Annotated in this window: 21 protein-coding genes and 1 pseudogene; 6 read left to right on the top strand and 16 right to left on the bottom strand. The window is 67.7% G+C overall.

Features of this window, described 5'->3' with window-relative positions; all coding sequences use genetic code 11:
• The first annotated feature begins 7 nt into the window (after positions 1-7).
• Complete coding sequence (locus ACE101_RS12630; RefSeq protein ID WP_379129778.1) at positions 8-1,456, top strand: short-chain fatty acid transporter; 1,449 nt, start codon at positions 8-10, stop codon at positions 1,454-1,456.
• 766 nt (positions 1,457-2,222) lie between these two features.
• Complete coding sequence (locus ACE101_RS12625) at positions 2,223-4,193, top strand: hybrid sensor histidine kinase/response regulator (protein WP_379129775.1); 1,971 nt, start codon at positions 2,223-2,225, stop codon at positions 4,191-4,193.
• A gap of 149 nt (positions 4,194-4,342) precedes the next feature.
• Here the strand turns inward: ACE101_RS12625 and ACE101_RS12620 are convergent, their stop codons facing one another.
• The 8 genes from ACE101_RS12620 to ACE101_RS12585 form a co-directional block, all read right to left on the bottom strand.
• A complete protein-coding gene (locus ACE101_RS12620) occupies positions 4,343-4,888 on the bottom strand; it encodes a YciE/YciF ferroxidase family protein (protein WP_379129772.1) in 546 nt (181 codons plus the stop codon).
• Between the two features lie 222 nt (positions 4,889-5,110).
• Positions 5,111-7,204 (bottom strand): hybrid sensor histidine kinase/response regulator, encoded by a 2,094-nt coding sequence (locus tag ACE101_RS12615; RefSeq protein ID WP_379129769.1) that lies wholly within the window; start codon positions 7,202-7,204, stop codon positions 5,111-5,113.
• A gap of 10 nt (positions 7,205-7,214) precedes the next feature.
• Complete coding sequence (locus tag ACE101_RS12610; protein WP_379129767.1) at positions 7,215-7,388, bottom strand: type II toxin-antitoxin system ParD family antitoxin; 174 nt, start codon at positions 7,386-7,388, stop codon at positions 7,215-7,217.
• Between the two features lie 212 nt (positions 7,389-7,600).
• Positions 7,601-8,206, bottom strand: a complete 606-nt coding sequence (locus tag ACE101_RS12605) for a DUF1989 domain-containing protein (protein ID WP_379129764.1) — start codon at positions 8,204-8,206, stop codon at positions 7,601-7,603.
• A complete protein-coding gene (gntA, locus tag ACE101_RS12600) occupies positions 8,196-8,900 on the bottom strand; it encodes a guanitoxin biosynthesis heme-dependent pre-guanitoxin N-hydroxylase GntA (protein ID WP_379129762.1) in 705 nt (234 codons plus the stop codon). Before gntA ends, ACE101_RS12605 begins: the two co-directional genes overlap by 11 nt.
• Positions 8,901-9,010: 110 nt before the next feature.
• Positions 9,011-9,967 (bottom strand): L-histidine N(alpha)-methyltransferase, encoded by a 957-nt coding sequence (egtD, locus tag ACE101_RS12595; RefSeq protein ID WP_379129759.1) that lies wholly within the window; start codon positions 9,965-9,967, stop codon positions 9,011-9,013.
• Positions 9,964-10,944: a methyltransferase gene (locus tag ACE101_RS12590; protein ID WP_379138625.1), complete on the bottom strand. Its 981-nt coding sequence runs from the start codon at positions 10,942-10,944 to the stop codon at positions 9,964-9,966. Before ACE101_RS12590 ends, egtD begins: the two co-directional genes overlap by 4 nt.
• 352 nt (positions 10,945-11,296) lie before the next feature.
• Complete coding sequence (locus ACE101_RS12585) at positions 11,297-12,169, bottom strand: alpha/beta fold hydrolase (protein ID WP_379129756.1); 873 nt, start codon at positions 12,167-12,169, stop codon at positions 11,297-11,299.
• Positions 12,170-12,824: 655 nt separating this feature from the next.
• Here ACE101_RS12585 and ACE101_RS12580 point away from each other — a divergent pair.
• Both ACE101_RS12580 and ACE101_RS12575 read left to right on the top strand, forming a co-directional pair.
• A complete protein-coding gene (locus ACE101_RS12580; protein WP_379129753.1) occupies positions 12,825-13,325 on the top strand; it encodes a hypothetical protein in 501 nt (166 codons plus the stop codon).
• 13 nt (positions 13,326-13,338) lie between these two features.
• Positions 13,339-13,782: a DUF421 domain-containing protein gene (locus ACE101_RS12575; protein WP_379129751.1), complete on the top strand. Its 444-nt coding sequence runs from the start codon at positions 13,339-13,341 to the stop codon at positions 13,780-13,782.
• 34 nt (positions 13,783-13,816) lie between these two features.
• Here the strand turns inward: ACE101_RS12575 and ACE101_RS12570 are convergent, their stop codons facing one another.
• Entirely contained in the window at positions 13,817-14,191 is a 375-nt protein-coding gene (locus ACE101_RS12570) for a hypothetical protein (protein ID WP_379129749.1), read from the bottom strand.
• Positions 14,192-14,349: 158 nt separating this feature from the next.
• Here ACE101_RS12570 and ACE101_RS12565 point away from each other — a divergent pair, with 158 nt between their 5' ends.
• Positions 14,350-14,550, top strand: coding sequence for a DUF2934 domain-containing protein (locus tag ACE101_RS12565; RefSeq protein ID WP_379129747.1), 201 nt, complete (start codon positions 14,350-14,352; stop codon positions 14,548-14,550).
• Between the two features lie 438 nt (positions 14,551-14,988).
• Here the strand turns inward: ACE101_RS12565 and ACE101_RS12560 are convergent, their stop codons facing one another.
• The 6 genes from ACE101_RS12560 to ACE101_RS12535 all read right to left on the bottom strand — a co-directional run bounded on the left by ACE101_RS12560 (position 14,989) and on the right by ACE101_RS12535 (position 21,121).
• The gene (locus ACE101_RS12560) at positions 14,989-15,285 is read right to left on the bottom strand and encodes a hypothetical protein (protein WP_379129745.1); all 297 of its coding nucleotides are present in this window, start codon (positions 15,283-15,285) and stop codon (positions 14,989-14,991) included.
• A gap of 127 nt (positions 15,286-15,412) precedes the next feature.
• Entirely contained in the window at positions 15,413-15,805 is a 393-nt protein-coding gene (gene cyoD, locus ACE101_RS12555; protein ID WP_379129743.1) for a cytochrome o ubiquinol oxidase subunit IV, read from the bottom strand.
• The gene (cyoC, locus tag ACE101_RS12550) at positions 15,802-16,428 is read right to left on the bottom strand and encodes a cytochrome o ubiquinol oxidase subunit III (RefSeq protein WP_379129740.1); all 627 of its coding nucleotides are present in this window, start codon (positions 16,426-16,428) and stop codon (positions 15,802-15,804) included. The genes cyoD and cyoC overlap by 4 nt, the downstream gene beginning before the upstream one ends.
• A 4-nt stretch (positions 16,429-16,432) precedes the next feature.
• Entirely contained in the window at positions 16,433-18,436 is a 2,004-nt protein-coding gene (gene cyoB / locus ACE101_RS12545; protein ID WP_379129738.1) for a cytochrome o ubiquinol oxidase subunit I, read from the bottom strand.
• 16 nt (positions 18,437-18,452) lie between these two features.
• Complete coding sequence (cyoA, locus tag ACE101_RS12540; RefSeq protein ID WP_379138622.1) at positions 18,453-19,691, bottom strand: ubiquinol oxidase subunit II; 1,239 nt, start codon at positions 19,689-19,691, stop codon at positions 18,453-18,455.
• Positions 19,692-19,777: 86 nt separating this feature from the next.
• Complete coding sequence (locus tag ACE101_RS12535; RefSeq protein ID WP_379129735.1) at positions 19,778-21,121, bottom strand: MFS transporter; 1,344 nt, start codon at positions 21,119-21,121, stop codon at positions 19,778-19,780.
• An 814-nt stretch (positions 21,122-21,935) separates the two neighbouring features.
• On the opposite strand from ACE101_RS12535, the gene ACE101_RS12530 reads away from it, so the two are divergent.
• Positions 21,936-23,057, top strand: coding sequence for a transporter substrate-binding protein (locus tag ACE101_RS12530; protein WP_379138621.1), 1,122 nt, complete (start codon positions 21,936-21,938; stop codon positions 23,055-23,057).
• On the opposite strand, the pseudogene ACE101_RS12525 reads toward ACE101_RS12530, so the two are convergent.
• Positions 22,951-23,517, bottom strand: a pseudogene (locus tag ACE101_RS12525) (invasion associated locus B family protein); the annotation flags it as partial. The gene ACE101_RS12530 and the pseudogene ACE101_RS12525 overlap by 107 nt on opposite strands.
• Positions 23,518-23,581: the final 64 nt, after the last annotated feature.

The raw sequence follows: 23,581 nt of genomic DNA, 5'->3' as shown, positions 1-23,581 counted from the left end.
GCCTTCTATGAGCCAGACCCTCGCCCCCGCCTCCGCCACGGCCCCGCCGCGGGAGAACGTTCTCGTGCGTCTCTCCCAGGTGATGGTGGCCTTCGCCGAGCGGTGGTTCCCCGACGCCTACATCTTCGTGCTGCTCGCCGCGACACTGGTCGCCGTCGGGGTCCTGCTGCACGGGGGCGATGCCACGGGCGTCAGCCGGGCCTTCGGGGACGGCTTCTGGAGCCTGATCCCGTTCACGATGCAGATGGCGCTCGTGGCGGTCGGCGGTTACGTCGTTGCGGTATCGCCCCCGGTGGCGCGGCTCATGCGACGGGCGGCGGCCGTCCCCCGGACGGGCCGCGGGGCCGTCGTCTTCGTGGGCGTGGTCAGCATCCTGCTGTCGCTCGTGAACTGGGGCGTGAGCCTGATCTTCTCAGGGCTGCTGGTCCGCGAGATCGCGCGCCGCAGCGACATCCGGCTCGACTACCGCGCGGCCGGTGCGGCCGGCTATCTCGGCCTCGGCTTCGGGTTCACGCTCGGCATCAGTTCGTCCGCCGCCCAGCTCCAGGCCACCCCCGCCAGCATCCCGGCCTCGCTCATGCCGATCACCGGCGTGATCAGCTTCTACGAGACGATCCTGACCTGGCAGAACCTGGTGGTGCTCGTCACCGGGACGCTGCTGTCGGCCGCCATCTGCTACGCGACCACGCCCTCCGACCCCAACGCTGTCACCGCCGCCGAGCTGGGCGTGAGCCTCGTGGACGCCAAGACCGAGAACCAGCGTCCGACGCGCCCCGGCGACTATCTCGAGTTCAGCCCCATCCTGACGATCCTAACGGTGGTGCTGGCTGCCGGATGGCTGTTCGAGACCTTCAAGGCGGGCAACCCGCTCATCACCCTGTCGGGGCTCAACACCTACAACTTCGTGTTCCTGCTGCTTGGGGCGCTGCTGCACTGGCGGCCGCGGAGCTTCCTGACGAGCTTCTCGCACGCGATGCCGAGCGTTGCCGGCGTCCTGCTGCAATTCCCGTTCTACGGCGGGATCGCCTACATGCTGACGCGGGTGAAGAACGGCGCCGGCGCCACCCTGTCGGACACGATCGCGCATTGGTTCGTGAGCCTCGCGCACGATTCCGGCGCCTTCTCGCTGATCGTCGGCCTGTACTCGGCGACGCTCGGCTTCTTCATTCCCTCGGCCGGCGGCAAATGGGTGATCGAGGCTCCCTATGTCATGAAGGCTGCCAACGAGATCGGCGCCCATCTCGGCTGGACCGTGATGGTCTACAACATCGCCGAGACGCTGCCGAACTTCATCAATCCATTCTGGATGCTGCCGCTCCTCGGCGTGCTCGGCCTCAAGTCGAAAGATCTGATCGGCTACACATCGATGCAGTTCTTCATCCACTTTCCGATCGTGCTGATCCTGGCGTCCTATCTGATGTCCACCTTCACCTACGTCCCACCGGTGATGCCGTAGGCCGAAAGGTGGCGTGCTCGCTGCCGCCCCGTGCATCGGCAAAGTCCCGGGGCGGGATCGCGCGCCCCGGAACAGCCACTTCGCCGGAAGCACCGCGTTCAGCGCCGGGGCGGCTTGCATCGACCTGCGAGCGCCGGCGGTGTCCGGCGCCTTCGCCCGCATCACGGCCGCGTGCGGGCTCCGGCGGAACGCCTCGCTGATGCGGGATCAGCGGCATGCGGCGGCGTGACGCCGGACACCGCCGGAGCACGCGACGCGCATCGACGAGCCTCGCCCCCCTGCGCATCCGCGCGGCGCCTGGCCGTCGAGCGCGGACCGCTCCCAGAGCCCTTCCCATATCTCAGGTCCCTTCCAGGGTGAGGCCGGTCTGCCCGGCAGTCCGGGCGCAGACACGATCGGGGGAGCCGGCTCTCCGGAGACCGCCGCCACGGGGAATGCCAGCCGTCGCGGGCCCGCGACCTGTTGCGCCGCGGGGAAGCGGGTGGCCCCAAGCGGCCCATCGCGCAACGCGCGGGAACGATCCGCGCGTGAGAGGCCGGCCCTTCGATTCCCGGACACGATCGCCTGACATCCGCCGCTACGCGCAGGGCGCGTCCGCGGGAGCCTTGCGCGCCGCGCGGCCTCCATCGGTGTGCCGGCATGGCGCAGCCGGAGCCCCGGGGCACAGCGCCAAGTTGCAAACTGGCCGACGCGCTGCATCATGCGTGGTAAGCTGCCTCGCAGGCTTCTTCAACAATCCAGATCCAGAAACCAACAAGACAAACTCATGGCGGCAACCAAAAACATCGAGGCAACGCCGATTGTCGACGATCGCTATCGGATACTTGTCGATTCGATTGTTGATTACGCGATCTACATGATCGACTTGCACGGCAATGTGATCAGCTGGAACAAGGGCGCGCAACGCTTCAAGGGCTACACCGACGCGGAGATCATCGGCCAGCACTTCTCGCGGTTCTACACCGACGAGGACCGCGCGTCAGGGCTCCCGGCCCGAGCGCTGCACATCGCCGCGACCGAGGGGCGCTTCGAGCAGGAGGGCTGGCGCGTGCGCAAGGACGGCTCCCTGATGTGGGCGCATGTGCTGATCGATCCGATCCGGAATGACGACGGAACGCTGGTCGGATACGCCAAGATCACCCGTGACCTGAGTGAACGAAAGGCCGTTCAGGACGCTCTCCGGCAGAGCGAGCAGCGCTTCCGCCTGCTCGTCCAGGGCGTTCAGGACTACGCCATCTACATGCTCGACCCGCAGGGCCACGTGACGAGCTGGAACAAGGGCGCGCAACGCTTCAAGGGCTACACCGACGAGGAGATCATCGGCCAGCACTTCTCGCGGTTCTACACCGACGAGGACCGCGCGTCAGGGCTCCCGGCCCGGGCCTTGCGGACCGCGGCCACGGAAAGCCGCTTCGAGGCCGAAGGCTGGCGCGTGCGCAAGGACGGCACGCGGTTCTGGGCGCACGTCATCATCGACCCGATCCGCGGCGACCATGACGAGCTGGTGGGCTTTGCCAAGATCACCCGCGACATCACCGAGCGCCGCAACGCCCAGCAGGAACTCGAGGCCACCCGCGCCCGCTTCATCCAGTCCCAGAAGATGGAGGCCATCGGCCAGCTCACCGGCGGAGTCGCCCACGATTTCAACAACCTGCTGGCAGTCGTACTCGGCAACCTCGGACTCGCCCGCAAGCGCCTGCCGAACGATCGCAAACTACAGCAGCTGATCGAGAACTCGATCCAGGCCGCCGAGCGCGGCGCAACGCTGACCAAGCGCATGCTCGCCTTCGCGCGCCGCCAGGAGCTGACCACCGGTCCCGTGGACGTGCCCGAACTCGTCCGAGGCATGGCCGACCTGCTGCAACGCTCGATCAGCTCGAACATCCCGGTCAGCACGCAGTTTCCGCTGCAGCTGCCCCCGGCTTTCGCCGATGCCACACAGCTGGAACTGGCGCTGCTCAACCTGACCGTCAACGCCCGCGACGCGATGCCCGACGGCGGCACGATCGCGATCGTGGCCCGAGAGGCGCGAATCGGAGCCGACGAGTTCCCCGGGCTGGCTGCGGGCCATTACGTCTGCCTCTCGGTGAGCGATACGGGCGTGGGCATGGACGAAGAGACGCTCGCCAGGGCGACCGAGCCGTTCTTCACGACCAAGGGCGTCGGCAAGGGCACGGGTCTCGGCCTGTCGATGATCCACGGCTTCGCCGCGCAATCCGGTGGACGGCTGGTGCTCAAGAGCACCCTCGGCCAAGGGACGACCGCGGAGCTGTGGCTGCCGGTGGCGGAGACGGGTCTCCTCGGTGCGCAGCCCGAGGCGTCGGCACCGGACCTCCCGGCGCTGAAGCCCATGACGGTGCTGGTGGTGGATGATGACCCGCTGGTGCTGATGAACACGGCAGCGATGCTGGAGGACCTCGGCCACACGGTGCTGGAGGCAATCTCGGGCGAGCAGGCCCTGCGCGTTCTGCGGCGCTCGGCGGGCAGCATCGAGCTGGTGATCACGGACCAGATCATGCCGGGCATGACCGGTCTTCAGCTGATCGAAGCGCTCCGGACGATGCAGGCCGAGCAACCGGTCATTCTGGTCAGCGGCTATGCCGAGCTGCCCGAGGACAGGCTCGCCGGCCTCGTGCGCCTCGGCAAGCCCTTCGAACAGGCGGATCTCGCCCGTGCGCTGGCGCTGACCCTGCAGCCGTCCGGTCAGGCTCTGCCGCTCCGGTCCAAGCATGGCTGACGGAGGCCTGTTCGACGGGCCGTCCAGTTCGGAAGAGCGAGGGTGGGACGACAGCTTCGTTGAGAGCCGTCGAACAGACTCTGACATCGCTCCGGCGTCGGGTGCAGGATACAAGGGGCACCGGGTGGCGCCCCTCGTCGGCTGGCAGTTCAGGCCGCCTTGCGAGGGCCCTTGCCCTTGGCGGAGCCGTCCTCGGCGTCCTCTTCCGAGCCCTCGACGTTGATCTGCTCGGCGAGCCGGGTGAGAAGCGCGTCGGTCTTCTTCTCCTCCTGCAGCGTTTCGTCGAGCAGCTTGGCGGCATCCGTGTAGCCGAGCTGGGTCGCCCAGGTCTTCAGCGTGCCGTAGCGCGCGATCTCGTAATGCTCGACAGCCTGGGCGCAGGCGGCCAGCACGGCGTCGGCCGCCGGACTGTCACCGAAGTCCTCCAGGTCCTCCTCCATCTCGGCGGTCAGACCCTGCATCGCCTCGCAGGTCTTCCCCCGCGCCGGCTTGCCGATGATCTCGAACACCTGCTGAAGGCGCTCGACTTGGTTGGCGCTCTCCTCGGCATGGGTCTCGAAGGCTTGGCGCAGCTCCTCGTGCTCGGCAGCCTTGGCCGACTTCTTCAACGCGCGCACGGACTGCCTTTCGGCGTAATACACGTCCTTGAGAGTCTCGTAAAATGCATCCTGCAAGGTTTTCGGCTTCGTCGCCATGTACGGAATCCCCTGGATTGCACATAATCCGCTCGCCGATCGCGAAGGCGCGCCGGCTCGTCCATGAGAACGTGCCAGCCATGCCGCGGGTCCATAAAAAGATCTGTTCGAAACTGGTGTGGAAGGCGTGAATATGCGTGCGTGGCGGGGAACCTCGGGCCGCAAGCCGCTCTGGCGCCGACGTCGTGTCCGGCGGGCGCCGGCACTGCCGCGATCGAGCGCTTATTGGCTCATGATGCGTGCCCGCCGCTGCCACGTGGCCACCTTGCGCAACAGACGCGAAAGCTGCTCGACCGAGTACGGCTTCTGCAACAGCTCGAACCCGCAAGTGCCGTTCTGGGCCAGCACGTGACTGTAGCCGGATGCCAGCAGCACCGGCAGGTCGTGGTGCTGGCGGCGGATCTCCCGCGCGAGATCGATGCCGTTCATGCCCGGCATCACCACGTCCGAGAACACCACGTCGAACCGGGCTGCATCTGTCGCCAGTTCGGTGAGCGCCTCCTCCGCGGTCGCCGCCAGCACCGTCCGATATCCGAGGTCGGACAACGTCTGAACCGCGAAGGTACCCACATCGGGGTTGTCCTCGACCACCAGCACGCACATGCCGTGGCCATCCATCAACGGCTCATGCGCGCTGTCGTCCGAGGGGCGCACGCCGTCGACCACGCGCGGAAGATAGAGCGTGAAGGTGGTTCCGCGCCCGACCTCGCTCTCCACCATCACCTCACCCCCCGACTGCTTGGCAAAGCCGATTACCTGGCTCAAGCCGAGCCCGGTCCCCTGGCCCACGCCCTTGGTGGTGAAGAACGGCTCGAAGATCTGCTCCAGCCGGTCCCGCGGGATGCCGCTGCCGGTATCCGCGATCGACACCGCCACGAAGGCTCCCGGCACGGCGGGATGAGCCCGCAGCGCGGGGATCTGATCGACGGCCCCCACGCTGATCGTCAGCTCGCCCTCGCCGTCCATGGCATCGCGCGCGTTGACCGCCATGTTGACGAGGGCGGTGTCGAACTGGCTCGGATCGGCGCTCACGAAGCAGGGTGCCGGCGGCAGTCGCGTCATGATCCTGATCCGCGAGCCGGTCAGCGTGCCGATCATGTCGAACAGCGCCCGCACGCTGTCGCAGACGGCGAACACCTCCGGCTTGAGGGCCTGCCGCCGCGCGAAGGCGAGCAGTTGGCCCGTGAGCCGGGCGGCGCGGTCCACCGTGTCGGAAATCGCCGCGACGTAGCGCTCCCGCCGCTCAGGCGCGAGATCGGGCCGCTTGAGCAGGTCGGTGGAGGACTTGATGACGGTCAGCAGGTTGTTGAAGTCGTGCGCCACGCCGCCGGTGAGCTGCCCGATCGCCTCCAGCTTCTGCGATTGGCGCAGCGCCTCTTCGGCCCGCTGCAACTCGGCGGTGCGCTCGGCGACGCGCACTTCCAGAGTGGCGTTCAACTCCGCCAGGGCCGCCTCGGCGTTGCGCCGCTCGGTGATGTCGCTGGCCGCGCCGAACCATTCGACGACGCGTCCGCCGCCATCCAGCACCGGGATGGCGCGCGAGAACGTCCACCCGGCCGAGCCGTCCATCCGCCGGACCCGATGCTCGAGTTCGAACGCGCGACGAGTCCCGACCGCCTCGTCGATGGCCGCCCTGACGCGCGGCCGATCCTCGGGGAAGATGTATCGCTCGATCCAGAGGACGGACGGCTCCTCGGTATCGGCGAGGAAACCGCGGCCGTCGAGCCGGCGCATCTCGGTCCAGTCCGGGCTCATCCGGTAGACGACATCGGAGCTGGCGTTGACCAGAGCGCGGAAGCGGCCTTCGCTTTCGCGCACCGCCGCCTCGGCTTCGGCCCGCCGGCGCTCGGCAGCCACCCGTTCCGTCGTCTCGGCCAGGATGCACAGCACGCCCGCGGGTTCGCCCTCCTCGTCGAGCACGGGCGAGTAGTCGAGGTTCATCCAGACCTGCTCGGGCCTGCCGTGCCGGTAGAGGGTGAGCTCCTGGTCCTTGTAGGCCAACGTCCCGCCGGCGAGCCCGACCCGCATGACGTTGTCGTTGAAGTCGGCGACCTCGGGCCAGCCCTCGCGCACCTTGGAGCCCAGAAGCCGTGGGTGCCTGCCGCCGGCGAAGACCGAGTAGGCGTCGTTGTAGATCATGATGCCGTCCTCGCCCCAGAGCAGCACGATCGGCACGGGCGAGAGCAGCAGGGTGCTGACGGTGGTCCTCAGGCTCTGAGGCCAGCTTTCGGCGGCGCCGAGCGAGGTCGAGGTCCAGTCGTAGGAGCGGACCAGATCCCCAGTCTCGCCACCTCCCGAGAAGAAGGAGAGAGGCACCGTCCGATCCTCATGGGTGAGCGTGCAGCCCGGCCATGTCTCGTCCGCTCCCCTCCTGGAGAAGGCGAAGGGAGGCTCGCACGACCTCGCCGGCGCTGCCAAACCGGCCTGAAGCGATCCGCTCGGCAACGAAGGGGCGCAGCTCGGGGCCAAGCGACGCGGTCGTGGGGATGGTCTGACGCATGCGCGGGTGAGATGCTGCTGATCCGTCCGATGTCAACACGTGAACGATACCCAGGGAGCCCATGGCGTCCGGTGCGGATGCTCGATCCGGGCCAGCGATCTCCCGCCCGGCCGTCGATCGGCGGGCCGCCGACGCCCGGTCTCCGTTCGGCACCACCGGACCGCGATGAAGACCATGACGGGCGGCGTCCACCCGGAACCCCCGATCACCGGTCACTCCGCCCGCGCGATGCGGTAGCGGATCGGCTTGAAGCTGCCGTTGTTCGACTGCAGCGCCGAGCAGGCGGTCAGGCCGATGATCAAGTCCGTCTCGGCCTCGAAGGTGATCGTGTCACCGGCTCGGCTGCGCGGCGGCTCCACGCTGAGGATCCCCGTCTCCCCATCGACGGTCACGTTCATGAAGCAGTTGAAGGCCACCGGGATGCGATCCGGCGCGATCCCGTACGGGGCGAGCGCCGCCGCCAGGTTGCCGAAGCAGCCGTGATGCGGGTGCTCGTCCCCATAGATGATGCGGAAGGTGTCGGACGAGCAGGGCGTCAGGAGGAAGTCGTGGCGCCCGACCGTGTCCCCCACGATGCGCAGCAGCACGTTGGAGCGGTTCGAGTAGAGCGGGTCGCCCGTCGTCAGGTAGATCCGGCTCGCGTAATCGAGCGTGCGCCCCGACGAGATCACCTCGTCGACGTCGTGGCGGTTGAAGGCGAGGAGATCGGCCACCTGCTCGCCGCAGGGATCGATGACGATCAGGCGATCGCCCTTGTCGAGCGTGAAGGCGACGCCGGAGCGTGGCGCGATCTCGTGGGGAGGACCGTCAGCGCACATCGGTGAGCCTGCCCCTCGAATGCCGGGCCTGGAACGGACAGCGCCAGCCCTCGTCGACGATCCGGCCGCTGTACTGACGGGCCTCCGAGATCTCGCCGTGCCGCGCCAGCATCGGGTTGATCGAGCCGGCGAGCGCCTCGTCGCGCCGCAGGATCGACGAGCGCAGCGTCTCGTAGCGGCCCGCCTCGCGCAGCTGCTCGAACTGTGCATGGAGGTTGAACACCAGAGCCGGCGACGAGAACCGCCGGGCCGGCCGGCTGGCACCGGGATGCAAGCCGACGACGAAGAAGGCTTCGCCGGCGAAGCTCAGCGAGAAGTGCGGGTTGTCGGGGTCATCGGCGACGCGTGCGTCCCAGGGGTGCCCGAGCCAGGCATCCTTGTCGGCCAAGGACTGCATCCGGTCCCAGAGATGGCGCTCGAAATCCAGCTCGCTCAGGTGATCCGGCCCCTCGAAGACGACGGCGAAGCTCTGAAACAGATCCGGCCGCCATCGATAGCGCGCCGCGACGGCGAGCAGGGCGGGGTAGATCCGCATGTCGTCCCAGGCCGAGGTGATGTCGCGCGCCACCACGATCCGCATCTGCCCCTTGGACAGAGCCGATTTGGCCCCCACGCAGGGAAATCCCCTCTCCCGGATGAAGGCGCGCAAGGCCGCGGCTCGCGGGTGGTCTCGGTCGTCTCTGGGCAGTTGCATCACCACTCGGCACCAAGTCAGCGGAAACTACGGGCGGCCTTCGCAGCAGGTGCCGAGCCGTAACGGCAAACGGCACCCGCGGACCTCGTCCTGGACGGACCTCATCGCGCTCATGCGCTGCGCAGGAGATGCAGGCTGAACACGCCGTGTTCATCGAGCCAGACGTCATGGGGAATCCATCCGCTTCGGCGGGCGATCTCCTGAAATTCCTCAGGTTTGTACTTGTAGGAATTGTCGGTATGAATGCTGCCGCCGGGTTCGAACCGGAAGATCCGGCCTCCCAGGCGGCACTCGGTCGCGCGCGTCGCAACCAGATGGGCTTCGACCCGGAACGGATCGGAGCGCACGCGGGCCTCGTGCCGGAAGGCATCGAGGTCGAAGGTGGCCCCGATCTCGCGGTTGGCCCGCGCGAGCAGATTCAGGTGGAGGGCGGCCATCAATCCGTCGCTGCCGCCATAGGCGCGCAGGAGCCTGTCCTCGTCGCGGGTCGGGTCGACGCCGATCAGGAACCAGCTCGGCCCGAGGGTCGCGCGCACGCGCTCCATGAAGCCGATCGCCTGATCGGGCGAGAAGTTGCTGATACTGGTGCCGGGAAAGAAGCCGAGCACCCGATCGCCTGCGAGATCGACCGGCAGCGTGATCGGCTGCGAGTAATCGGCATGAACCGGGATCATCTCGACGCTCGGATAATCCTGCGCCAGATGGTTGATCGCGCCGAGGAGGAACTCCCAGGAGATGTCGAGCGCGATGTAGCGTTTGGGCTGGCGAAGCGCGTCGAGAAGCACCCGGATCTTGCGGCTCGCGCCGCTGCCGTACTCGACCACGGTCGCGTTCGCGCCGATGCGCGCGGCGACGGCGGTGGCGACGGCGGGCAGCAGGGCCATCTCGCGGCCGGTGGGATAATAGTCACGACTGCCGCAGATCCGGTCGAAGAGCGTCGAGCCCTTCACGTCCCACAGGTACTTGCCCGGCAGGGCTCTCGGCTCGGCCGACAGGGAGGCCAGCGCGTCGCGCAGGAACGCGGCGGCTTCGCTCGGCTCGCGCGGTGGGGCTGTCGTGCTGCTCATCTGGCGGAACGCCCGGGTCTCGTTGCGGTCAGGACCGAGAGCGCGATGCGATCGGCCTCAGCATAGGCGCAACCGTCGAGTTCCTCGCCGTAGGCATCGGGATCCACCTCGTCATAGGTCCAGTGAAGCCCGGCGGCGGCGCACAGTTCCCCCGCTGCGGAGCGGAATTCGTCCTCGCCCTCCACGATCACGCTCCCGGTGAAGAGCACCAGCGAGCCGCCAGGGGCGAGCCGACGCGTCGCCGTCTCGACGACGGCGAGGGGCAGCCCCGAACCGCGCACGCCGCCGCCATCCCGGTAGGCGCGTCCGGCGGCATCGATCATGAACGGGGGGTTCGAGATGATCAGATCGAAGCTGCCATCCACCGCGGTGAGCAGGTTGCTCTTGAGGGGGGTGACCGTGTCCACGCCGGCCGAGCGGGCGTTGAGGGAGGCCGCACGGAGCGCGGCCTCGTTGATGTCGACCAGCGCGACTTCCGCGCCGGGGATGCGCTTGGCCACAAGGATGCCGGCGGCCCCCGTGCCGCATCCGATGTCGACGACCCGCTGCACCGGCGCGGTGCGGGTTGCGAGATGGGCCATGACGGCGCGGACGAACCGGACGGTGTCCGGGCCGAAGAAGACCGCATCGGCCGCGAGCGGCGGGAATGCGGAATGCACGAACACCTCGCCGTCGAGACTGGACAGGCGGATCGTCGGGCGCCATCGCCCGCCATCCGGGACGGCGGCTCCGGCGGCCTGCACCAAATCGAGCAGCCTCGGCGACAGGATCTCGGCCGGGAAGGGCCGGCTCCAGCCGAATATGTCGCGCAGATCGCGCGCGACGGCATTGCCCGGCCGCCGGTTGACCCGCTCATGCGTGGCCGGCGTCACGGTGGTGAAGGAATAGCCGGTGTCCCGAACAGCCTCGATCAAGTCGAGCAGCGCTGCATCCCTGTCAGGGCTCAGCCCGAGGGTTGGACTTGGGGGCGTCGTCATCGATGGGGCGGCCTCTCTTCGGGTGCCGCGCGATGCGCGACGGCGGTGCGGAGTTCGTGGACGGCCCACCGGGAGACTTCGTCGCACGGCGGATGTGGGCCGGTGGGATCGCCTGGGTGCGATCCGGACATCTCCCGTCTCTTTGATGCTCTGCACCGGTATCTTTTGATACTCTGCGCCAGTACCTTGCGGCTCGCTAACGCCTGAGCAGGGCCCGGGTTCGCGGGCAAGGGCCGGAGTGCGCCGGCTTCCGACAGACGTCTGTGGATGGGGGCCGGCCGGTTGCGCGCGCCACGGCCGCTCCTCTCCCCGCTCGGTCCCGCCCGAACGGCGTGGGAACGATCAATTCTGATCAGGAATCCGAGCGGCGATGAAGCTCGGCCACCACCCGAAGCAGGGTCGATGGCGCGGTCTGGTGAACCATGTGACCGCATCCGGGCACCACGCAGAGGAGGCTGTGCGGGATGCGGCGGTGGAGCATGACCGATTGCGCCTGAGGCTCGACCATCTGATCTCCGGCCCCCGCAACCAGCGCGACCGGAACCCTCAGCCGGGCATAGCGCCGATTCAGGACGAACGCGCTCGGGATCATGAGGGCCGACTCGGCTGCGCTCGCGCGGATCTGCGAGGGGCGCAGGGCCATCGACAGCGGGAAGCTCAGGAACGCGTCCGGGACGCGGGCGGGCCAGAACAGCTTCCGCCGCATGCGCGGCCACATCAACCGGGCGACCGATGCCGCAACCGTCTGCCGGACGATGTCGCCAAGGACCGGAAGCCCGAGAGCGGCCGCCATCCAGACATCGAGCCGCGGGGATGGATGGTAGTAGCCGCTTTCCAGCACGAGCCCGCGCACGTCCCCCGGCCGCTGCAAGGCCCATGCGGTTGCGACGGACGCGCCCCAGGAATGGCCGAGCAGGATGGGCCGCGTCACGCCGAGCGTTTCGAGCGCCTGGGCGAAGAGACGGGCCTGGTCGCCGGGTGAGAAGATCCTTCCGCGCGGACGAGCGCTGTAGCCGTAGCCGGGGCGATCGAAGATGATGACCCGGTACGTCCGGCTCGCCAGAGCGACGAAGCCTCCGAGCAGGAATTCCTGCGCGAGGCTGCCGTTCCCATGCAGCACGACCAGAGGGGTTCCCTGCCCGCGTTCGATGACGTGCAGCCGCACGCCGTCGACCTCGATGAAGCGCCCGAGCGGCGGATTCTCCTCCTCCGCCTCGCGGGCCATCCGCCGCGTTCGGGCCGCCGCCAGGACGAGAGCAACGGCCGCGATGCAGGCGGCCACTCGCCCGCGGGTCGGATCAGGCCGGGCGCGGAACCAGGTGGCGGGTTTGTGAGAGGCGACCACGCGCGGCCCCATCGGTTCAGGCAGTCCCGTTCCACGGCCGAGGTCCCGCGGATCGGTGCCACCGGCGCGTCGCTCTCAACCGGCCAATCCGCGAGGAGATCCCTGCCGCGCGGCGCAGCCCTCGCACGGGCCGGGCCGCCGCCGGGCCGGATGCGAGCGGCGAACTCCGCCTTGCTTGGCCGCCGGCGCGTCTGGGCCGGCCTCGGTCGCACAGGCGCACCGTCGATCCGAACCAGATCGCGATCCGAACCAGATCGCGGCCCGAACGTTGGAGCCGGGAAGCCATATACCCATACTGAGTATGGCGTCGGGGTGTGGTTCGCGAGGCCGGCTCACGCAGCCGGATCGGGAGGACCCATGGATCGCCGCGGCCGGCGTCTGCAACATCCGGTCGCGGCGCCCGGGTCGGAGCGGCGCCACGCCTCTCGCACGAGGGCGTGCGCGCCGGGGGCGGGCGAAGGATGACGCAATTCCGGACGGCGAGCCCGGGCTCCTGCTCCGCCGATCACCACGCAGTGAGGAGCGCCGGCCCATGATGAGCGGGGCGAACGATGCCGCGACCGAGATCACGACGCATCGCGGCTTCGAGGAGAAGTGGAACTGGCTGCAAGCCATCATCCAGGGCCTGATCGGCCTCGCGATCGCCGCCGGCTTGGCTGGGATGTTCGGCGATGGCCCGCTCGCCCATGCCCGACAGCCGGTCCCGGGCACGCCGCTCGTGCTGCGCTACGAGCGTTTCATGCGGGCCGGTGCACCGGCAAGGCTGACCGTCGTGCTGACCCAGCCGCTGGCACAGGATCAGGTCGAGGTCGGGCTCGATGCCGACTTCCTGGAGCACGTCTCCGTCGATGCGACCCAGCCCCGCGCCGAGGCGGTGGATGCCACGCCCGCCGGCGTCACCTATCGCTTCCGGCTCGGTCCCGAACGCCAGGGCGGTATCGCTTTCATGCTCTCGCCCCGCGGGTACGGCTCCGTCGACGCCGTGGTGTCGAGCCTTGGTGGCCGTGCGACGCTCCACCTCCTGATCTATCCATGATCCGCGCCCGGCCATGAGCACCGTCCTGACCGCAGCCCTGATGTACGGCCTCGTGCTCGTCCTGCTGCGGGTGACCACGCGCCGCATCATGCGGTCGGCCACCCCGCTCGACATGGCGGTGGTGTTCCTGTTCGGCGGATTGGCGGTGCAGCCGATCCTTGGTCAGGACCGTTCCGTGACGGGCGCGCTGCTCGCCATCTGCACGGTGGCCGGCATGCACCTCGCGGTGTCGCGCCTGAAGCTATGGTGGCCGGCGGTCGGGATGGTGGCCGAGGGCACGCCCGTGGTGATCTACGCGAACGGCATATGGGACCGGAAGCAGATGCGGCGCCTGCGGGTCGATGAGCGCGACGTGGTCGCCGAGATGCGCCAGAACGGCATCCGGCATCTCAGCGAGGTCCAATCGGCGATCATCGAGCACACGGGCGGCATCACCATCGTGCGCAAAGAGCCATGATCGCGGCCCGCCGAGACGGCGCGGCAAGTCGCCGTCATCGCAAGAGCTGCGGATCGACCTGCACGCGAGGATTCCCGCCGACCCGGGTCGCGACCCAGCCGGCGGCCGCGTCGATGCTCTCGAACACCCGCTCCTGAGGCAAGTGCCGGCAGGGACCATAGCCGGTCTCCAGGAACCACTTGTGCCACAGCTCGGGCTCGCTGCGCTTGCGCGTCATCCGCAGCAGGACGCACACAAGAGATTCATTCACGAGAACCAGGCAGCCGTCACGATCAAACGTGCCGGCCTGACCGACAAAGGTCGGATGTAAGGCGATGATTTTGCTCATGGCGTCAGCAAAATATCGATGAAACCGGAGGTCTATAACATGAATTATAGATTGCAGCGCCGTCAGCGCTGCCGCGCTCATCGTTCTTGAACATGCGGTGGGCGGCCGGTAGGAGGCGACGAGCACGCGCCCCGGTCGACGCCGACCACCATCTCGCCTGCAAACCCGCCCGGCGGCCAGCAGGCCGGGCGGCCAGATTGTCCGAGGGCTCACCGCAACAGCGAGGCAGGAGCAGACAGGTGAAGGCCGAGATCGAAATCACCCCCGAGGACATCAGGGCACGCGCCTACGATCTGTGGGAGCGCTTGCACCGCCCGGAAGGTCACGAGATCGAGTTGTGGCTGCTGGCGGAGCGGGAGCTGAAGGCGGAGCGGCAAGCCGGGCGCACGGCGATCGCGCAGACGAACGCTGCCGAGACGTCGGCGGAAACCCGCAACTAAGAGCGGCGCCCGATCACGCGGCCATCGGGCGCCGCTCTAGGGTTTCGATTGTACGGCCTTGTCTGCGACGAACCGGGATCCACTCCGCCGGAGAATGCTCCAAGTCGGGTCGCCATCCAGGCAACATCATCGGCACGTCCTTCGAAACGGCACCCATATCCAGCGACGATCGACGTGGTTTGATCATCAGCCCGTGGGCAAGGCCGCCATCCGTCAGGGCATCGGCGGCGTCATACGGTTTCCGGATGATCGCTTCGCGATGCGGAAACCGGCCTCGCTCAGGCGCCGCGCGGGCTCGTGATACGGCTTCCGAAAGTGATCTTCCGGAAACCGTATCATGCCGTGTCCCGCTCCTGGCTGGAGGGATTCTGGCAGGCTCGGCCCTCAGTCCCGACACGCCACCCCTCGACGCCTCCTGCGCGCCCTCTCGCGCATCGCTCAGGGAGAGGTCCTCGCCGCGACAGGGACGGGATCGCAGCGATAGGGGTGCCTGCCACCGCCGACGATGTGGGTGAAGTGGCCTCCGGACATCTTGCAACGCGATGCGAAGCGCTGGACGGCCCAATGCTCGGCCAGGGCGAGGCTCAGCGGCGTGAGCGAGACCGCCAGCAGGAACCAGCCCGTCAGGGCGATGATCCACCAGTTCACCCTTGGCGGATCAGGCCGGTCCTGCCCCGACCAGTCCGGCGGGACGGGGGCGAGAAAGGCGAAGGTGAAGCAGTTCACCCAGTTCATCGACTGCCAGCCTCTCCGACGGTCGCAGGGCCGATGATCGTCGCGCTTCCGATGATGGGCCGATGCGCATCTCCGCTTGCAGGGCTATCCCGGCCGTCCGCGCGTGCGGCGGAACCGGAAGGCCGCCTCAGGGCTTCTGAAGCGCTTCATGAGGCGACATCGGCATCATGTTCTGATCCAGATGGTACATCACCCAGATCGATCCGACCAGCGTAATGACGACCAGCGTCAGAGTGAAGGCCAGGGCCATGAACGTCCAGCCCCCTTCGGATTTTGTATTCATGTGCAGGAAGTAGATCATGTGAACGACGATCTGCACGGCCGCGAACGCCATGATGATGATGCTTGTCTTGAAGGTGTCCTGCAGGACGTCTCCCATCACCAGCCAGAACGGCACGGCGGTGAGGATGGCCGACAGCACGAAGCCGGTCATATAGCCTCGGAACGTGCCGTGCGCCCCGTGCCCGGCGCCATCGTCCTGCGACTTCCGCACGAAGCCGGCCCCGGTCAGCGCACTCATCGCATGGCTCCCATCAGGTAGACGAAGGTGAAGACGCCGATCCAGACCACATCGAGGAAGTGCCAGAACATCGACAGGCACGTCAGCCGCCTCTGGTTCGCGGCGATCAACCCGCGCTGACGCACCTGCACCATCAGCACGACGAGCCAGATGATGCCGACCGTGACGTGCAGGCCGTGCGTGCCGACCAGGGTGAAGAAGGCGGAGAGGAAGGCGCTGCGCTGGGGCGTGGCACCCTCGCGGATCAGATGCGTGAACTCGTAGAGTTCGATCCCGAGAAAGGCCGCACCGAACAGGCCGGTCACGGCGAGCCAGCCGAGCGTCGTCGCCTGCCGCTCCCGGTCCATCGCCAGCATGGCGAAGCCGTAGGTGATGGACGACAGGAGCAGGAGGCTCGTGTTGACCGCGACCAGCCGCAGATCGAACAGCTCCGCCCCGGACGGGCCCGCCGCATAGTTGCGGCCGAGCACGCCATAGGTGGCGAACAGGATCGCGAAGATGAGGCTGTCCCCCATCAGGTAGATCCAGAAGCCGATCAGAGTGCCGCCGTCGCCGTGGGCGTGCGCTTCACGTTCGTAGAAGACCGGGGCCGTGGCGCCGGGCGGAGCAGTCACCTCGTGCATCGGCTCAGACCCCTCCCGCCAGCTGCGCCGTTCTCTGCGTTTCGAGTCGCAAGACGGATTCGGCCGGGACATAATAGTCGCGGTTGTAGTTGAAGGTGTGGATGATGGCCGCCGCGATCAGGCCGGCGAAAGACACGGCAGCCAGCCACCAGATGTACCAGACCATGGCGAAGCCGAGGGCCGTGCTGAGGCCGGCCAGGATCACGCCCGCGCCGGTGTTCTTCGGCATGTGGATGGGTTCGAAATCCTCCAGCGGGCGATCGTAGCCGCGCTTCTTCATGTCCCACCACGCGTCGAGATCATGGATGACGGGCGTGAAGGCGAAGTTGTACGGCGGAGGAGGCGAGGAGGTGGACCATTCCAGCGTCCGCCCGCCCCAAGGGTCGCCCGTCAGGTCGCGCAACCGCTCGCGCCGGAAGTAGCTGACCACGAGCTGGACCAGCAACGCCAGGATACCGGCCATGATGATGAGCACGCCGATCGCCGCGACCGTCAGGTAGGGCTGCACGTCCGGGTCGTTGAAGTGCTGCGTGCGGCGCGTCACGCCCATCAGGCCGAGGATGTAAAGCGGCGTGAATACGGTCCAGAAGCCGATCAGCCAGCACCAGAACGAGGCCTTGCCCCAGAACGGGTCGAGTTTATAGCCGAACGCCTTGGGAAACCAGTATTGAAGCCCGGCCAGCACTCCGAATACGACGCCTCCGATGATGACGTTGTGGAAGTGGGCGACCAGGAACAGGCTGTTGTGCACCACGAAGTCGGCAGGCGGCACCGCGAGCAGAACGCCCGTCAGCCCTCCGATCACGAAGGTCGGGATGAAGCCCATCACCCAGATGAAGGGCACGTCGAAGCGGATGTGCCCCCGGTACATGGTGAACAGCCAGTTGAACACCTTTGCGCCGGTCGGAATCGAGATGATCATGCTCGCGATGCCGAAGAAGGCGTTGACGGTGGGCCCGGCCCCCATGGTGAAGAAGTGGTGCAGCCAAACCAGCCAGGAGATCACGGCGATCACCATCGTGGCATAGACCATCGACGTGTAGCCAAACAGCCGCTTGCCGCAAAAGGTCGAGGTCACCTCCGAATAGATGCCGAAGGCGGGCAGGATCAGGACATAAACCTCCGGATGCCCCCAGATCCAGATCAGGTTCATGTACAGCATCGAATTGCCGCCGAAGTCGTTCGTGAAGAAATGCGTTCCCACGTACCGGTCGAGCGACAGGAGCGCCAAGGTCGCCGTCAGAACCGGGAAGATCGTGACGATGAGGGCGTTGCTGGCGAGCGTCGTCCAGCAGAAGACGGGCATCTTCATCAGCGTCATGCCCGGGGCACGCATCTTGGCGATCGTGGCGATCAGATTGATGCCCGACAGCGTCGTGCCGACACCCGCGATCTGGAGCCCCCAGATGTAGTAGTCGACGCCAACGCCCGGACTGTAGGCCGCCCCCGACAACGGCGCGTAGGCCAGCCAGGTCGCCCGCGAGAACTCGCCGACGAACAAGGACAGCATGGTGAGCGCGGCGCCGCCCGCCGTCATCCAGAAGCTGAAGTTGTTCAGGAAGGGGAAGGCCACGTCGCGAGCGCCGATCTGCAACGGCATGACGTAGTTCATCAGGCCGGTCACGAACGGCATCGCCATGAAGAAGATCATGATCATGCCGTGGGCGGTGAAGACCTGATCGTAATGATGCGGGGGCAGGTAGCCCTCGGACGCGCCGACCGAGAGCGCCTTCTGCGTGATCATCATGACCGCGTCGGCGAAGCCCCGCAGCAACATCACGATCGCCAGCACGACGTACATGATGCCGATCTTCTTGTGATCGACGCTGGTGAACCACTCCCGCCAGAGATAACCCCACTGCCGGTACCATGTGACGGCGCCCAGAAGCGCCGCCCCGCCGATCGCCACGACGATGAACGTCCCGACGAGGATGGGCTCGTGGTAGGGAATGGCTTCGAGTGTCAGTCTTCCGAAGACGAGTTGCCTGAGTTCGAGATTCGAGAACATGCGAAACTCGCTTGGGTCAGTGCTGGTGGCGGTCGACGGGACGGTTGTTCAACTGAGCCGGCGCGGTCCCCCGGCCGGCGCCGGGCAGCGCGTTGCCCTGACCCCGATCCGGCTCGGACTCGCGCTCGTTGACGCCGCCGCGGCTCAGGGACTGGTCGCGGGGCATCATGCCCTCGGGCTGGACGGAGCCCTGGGGTGGGCGGCCCGATGCCGGGAAGGTGGCGGCCGGCGATTCGTCGCCGCTCCTGGCACGGCGGCTGTCATATTCGAGCCGCTCCCGGTTCGCCTCGGCCTCCTTGCCCGCGCCACCCGCCTTGTCGATGTGATGCATCTGCGCGACGCACATCTGGCCCGGCTCGACGCACAGGCCGAGAATCGCGTCGAAGAGGCCGCTCTCGACCGTGCCGTAATACGCGACCGGCAGGGCTTCACTCGGCTTCTCGAGTTTCAGATAGCCCTCGCGGTCGAGACGCGTTCCCGACCCCTTGGCCTGAGCCACCCATTCGTCGAAGCCCTGCCGGGACAGGCCGCGGAAGTCGAAGATCATTCGCGAGAACCCCGAGCCGCTGTAATGCGCCGACTGGCCGGTGAATGTTCCTTCCTTGTTCATCACGGCGTGAAGCTGAGTCTGCATGCCCGGCATGGCGTAGACCATGCCGGCGAGTGCTGGCACGTAGAACGTGTTCCAAACCGAGGAGGACGTGATCTTGAAGGAGATCGGCACGTCGATCGGCGCGGCCATCTCGTTCAGGCTCGCGACGCCGTGCTCGGGGTAGATGAACAGCCACTTCCAGTCGAGTGCGACGACCTGGACGGTCAGGGGTTTCGTGTCCGCGGGCACGGGCTTGTTGGGGCCGATCCGGGTGAGGGGCCGGTAGGGGTCGAGCGTATGCGTGCTGATCCAGGTCATGGCGCCGAGCGCGATGATGATGAGCAGCGGCACCGTCCAGATCACCACTTCGAGCTGTGTCGAGTGGTGCCAGTCGGGATCGTAGGTCGCCTCCCGGTTCGTTGCCCGGTAGCGCCATGCGAACAGGAACGTGAGCGCGATCACCGGCACGATGACGAGCAGCATCAGCGCGGTCGAGGCGACGAGGAGATTGCGCTGCTGAACCGCGACGTCGCCCGCGGGATTGAGCACCACCAGGTTGCAGCCGGCGAGCAGCCCCGTGGCGGCGAGCGGCGCGCCGCCGCGCAGGGCTCGGCGGGGCCAGGATCCGCGCGGGCGGTGGGCGGGCGGGCGGGTGAGGACCATGGCCAGGGCAGTCACTCCGTGATCCCGCACCGCCGCGGGCAGCGAGGTGCGAATGGGTGGAGCGGACACGGCGATGTCCGCGCGGCTCAAACCTGGCGGATCTCCGAGCGGGACATGCCGAGCACCACCAAGGTCGTGACCGCCCCCGACAGCAGGTAGAGACCGACGCAGGCCAGTCCGTAGCGGGCCGAGAGGAACAGGACGATCAGCGGTGCGAAGCCCGCGCCGAGCAGCCAGGCAAGATCGTTGGTGAGTGCCGCGCCGGTGTAGCGGTAGCGCTGTTCGAGCCGGGACGTCACGGCGCCGGATGATTGCCCGTAGGAGAGGCCGAGCAGCGCAAAGCCAGCATTGACGTAGATGGTCTGGCCGATCGCGTTCTCCTCGAAGAGGAGGGGGGCGATGATGCTGCCGACCGCGAAGACCGCGATCAGGCCCGCCGCGATCAGGAGGAGCATGCGGCGGCCGATCTGGTCGGCGATCAGGCCCGATGCCAGGATCGCGCCCGCACAGATGAAGGCGCCGGAACACTGCACCATCAGGAACTCACCCGCCGAGCGGTGGGTGAACAGCGTGATCCAGCTGATGGGAAACACGGTCACGAGGTGGAACAGCGCGAAGCTCGCAAGCGGGATCAGCGCGCCGATGATGAGTTCGCGCGCATGATCCCGGATCAGCGGGATGATCGGTGAGGGCTCGAGCCGCCGCCGTTCGAGCAGGTTGGCGAATTCCTCGGTTGCGACGAGGCGCAGGCGCGCGAACGTGGCCACGACGTTGATGGCGAAGGCACAGAAGAACGGAAAGCGCCAGCCCCAGTCCAGGAAGTCGGCCTCGGACAGGTTGAGGAGGAAGAACGAGAACAGGGTGCCGGCCACGATGAAGCCGAACGGCGCTCCGAGTTGCGGAAGGGCCGCGTAGAAGCCCCGGCGCTCGATCGGCGCGTTGAGCGCGAGGAGCGAGGCGAGCCCATCCCAGGCGCCGCCCAGGGCCAGGCCCTGTCCGATCCGCAGAACACCCAGAAGGGAGAGCGACCAGGCACCGATCTGCGCGTAGCTCGGCAGGAACGAGATCGCCATGGTGGAGAAGCCGAGCAGGAACATCGCGATCGACAGCTTGACGCCGCGGCCGTGCCGGCGGTCGATCGCGGTGAACACCACCGAGCCGATCGGCCGAGCGATGAAGGCCAGCGAGAACATGGCGAAGGCGTAGAGCGTCGCCGTCACCGGCTCCGCGAAGGGGAAGAACACCTTCGGGAACACCACCACCGAGGCGATGGCGAAGACGAAGAAGTCGAAGTATTCGGCGGCGCGGCCGATGATGACGCCGATGGCGATCTCGCTCGGGGCGACCCTGTGATCCGTGGACACCAGGCGGGCGTCGCGCTCGATCGGCGTCGAGGAGGGGAGCGGCCCTTGAACCTGGTCCATCGCCATCCGGAGTCTCCCTCGCGTCGATTCGGCCTCAACGGAACTGCCCGACGCCATTCCGTTGAAGTCCTTGCTGTCGCATCGTTTCCGCCACCGAACCGACGGCCGCTTCGGCGAAGGATGCTGAGACGGGCCCGTTGCTCCTGCGTTGGATCGGCATGCAGGCGGTTCCTCCGCCATGCACGAGGTTGTCGAGGGGGGACGACGCTCGCGGGCGGAACTCACGGCTCTTCCGCCTTGATCCAGCCTCGGCCAGATCCGGCCCATCTCCCCGACCGATCATCCCTCCTATCCCCCAGGATCGGGTCCCGCATTAACTTGGAGTGGATTCAACGACCTCTCAGCCATCGGCGCCGGAGCTGTTTTGACGGCGCCAGTCTCCGCAATGCCCCGGTCATCGCGGCAGGCGATAGGGCGCCCGAGCCGCAATCCTAGTATCATGAAATGCAGACTGTCAATTTTATTGGCACGATCTCTGTTGTTCCACTCGCGTTACCCACCCGATCCTGCCGAAGGAGCCAGTCTCGATCAGCACTTTGCCCGTCCGCCAAGGAGAGGAAGGCTGGAGATGAGATTTGCGGGCTGCCGAACGCCCTGCTGTCCGGATGCCGGCCCGCTTGGGACGGCTCGGCTCGGCTGGGGGCCGGCCTGCTCGCGACAGCGCAGCAGATCGGGCTTGACATTGCTGCCGTAACCGAGGAGCCTGATTTTCAGGCGCGGGGCAAAGATGCCCAGGCTCGCGCCAATCCGGTCAAACCTCTTTCGGCAATGCAGCCCGCAGCGCTTACCGCGCTGGCGGGCTATTTGCGTTCAAAGGCTCATGACCCAGCAGCGCCACTGTATCGGCTTCCTGTTCTCCACCGCCGGCCCCTACGGGCTCGTCGGGCGCGCCATGCAGAACGGCGCCCGTCTTGCCGTGGAGGAGGTGAACGAGACGGCCGCCGGCGTCGCGCTCGTCCCCACGATCGTCGATCCTGAAGGGGAGATCGCCGGCTATGCCGCAGGTGCGGACCGGCTGCTGCGCACCGGCCACCGCCACGTCGTCGGCTGCTACACATCGTCGAGCCGCAAGGAGATCATCCCGATCTTCGAGAAGATGGATGGCCTTCTCTGGTATCCGTCGCATTATGAGGTCTTCGAGACATCCGAGAACGTCGTCTATACCGGCGCCTCCCCGAACCAGCACATCGTGCCCCTGGTGCAGCACCTGCTCGCCCGCGGCGGCCGGACGGCGTTCTGCGTCGGGGCCAACTACATCTGGGCCTGGGAGAACAACCGCATCCTCCGTGAAGCCCTCGCGCTCGCGGGCGGGCGCGTCGCGGCGGAGCGCTACTTCGCGGTCGGCGAGACCGAGTTCGGCCAAGTGATCGCAGCGATCCTGGCCGTGCGGCCGGATTTCGTCTTCAATACACTGATCGGCGTCTCGGCCTACGCGTTCTTCCGGGCGTTCCGCCGCGCCTGCCGGGAGCGCGGCATCGATCAACCGCGAGAGATCCCAGTGGCGAGCTGCAGCCTGGCCGAGCCCGAGCTGGAGGCGATCGGGCCGGAGGCGGTCGACGGACACATCAGCTCCAGCGTCTACTTCTCGTCCATCGACAGCCCCCGCAACCGGGCCTTCACGGCGGCCTATGCGACGCGCTTCCCCGAGGGGCCGACACCCTCCGCCGATACGGAGGCCGCCTATATCGCGGTCCATCTTCTCGCCCGGGCGCTGGCGCGGGCCGATGACGGAGGCGCGCGCCGGGGTGCGGCGCGCGTCAGCGCGCCTTCACCGCGGCGTCGAGGGCGGGGACGAAGCCGCGGAAGGAGAACGGCACCGTCACGGGCCGGCGCGCGCCGTCCTCGAAGGCCAGGCTGCCGGAGCCCGACGCCGTCCGCAGCGTCTGCTCCAGGGCCTTGTCCACCTCCGCCTCGGCGAAGCAGCCCTGCAGGCAGCGCTTGAACTCCAAGGCCACCGGCGCCGCCTTCTCGCCCGCCTGGAGCTTCGCCCCCGCCGGCAGCCAGATCCCGGCCGGCAGTTGCACCGCCACCCGCAGCGGGCCGTCCGCGGCGAGCCTGCCCACCGCGATCATGGCGATCGGGCCGGCCTGCCCCTGCACCTGGATCGTCTGCGTCGCCTCGCAGAGCTTCGCCGCCGAGGGCGGCGTCACGCAGCGCACCAGCCAATCCTGATAGGTCGCCGTGGTCACCTCGGGCTCCGCCGCGGCGGAGCCGGCCCCGCCCTGCGGGGCGGCCGCCGCCGGAGCGGCCTTGCCCGGCGCGGGGGTGGCCTGCGCCACGGCCTTCTGCGCCTCGGCCCGCGCCGCACCGGCAGCCCCGCCCGCGACGAGCGCCGCGATCAGCGTGCCGCACCAAGCCGCGCCGATCCGGGTGACGCCGCGCTTCGAGCCGTCTGTCGTCATGTCTCTCAACCACCTGAACCGAAAGGAAGGAGTCCGGCGGCCCGGGAGCCGGCCGGAGCATCCG

It is taken from the genome of Methylobacterium carpenticola, assembly GCF_042748905.1.
Taxonomy (GTDB): domain Bacteria; phylum Pseudomonadota; class Alphaproteobacteria; order Rhizobiales; family Beijerinckiaceae; genus Methylobacterium; species Methylobacterium carpenticola.
The sequence above is the reverse complement of the archived record's forward strand: the minus strand, read 5'-3'. Positions and strand labels throughout refer to the sequence as shown.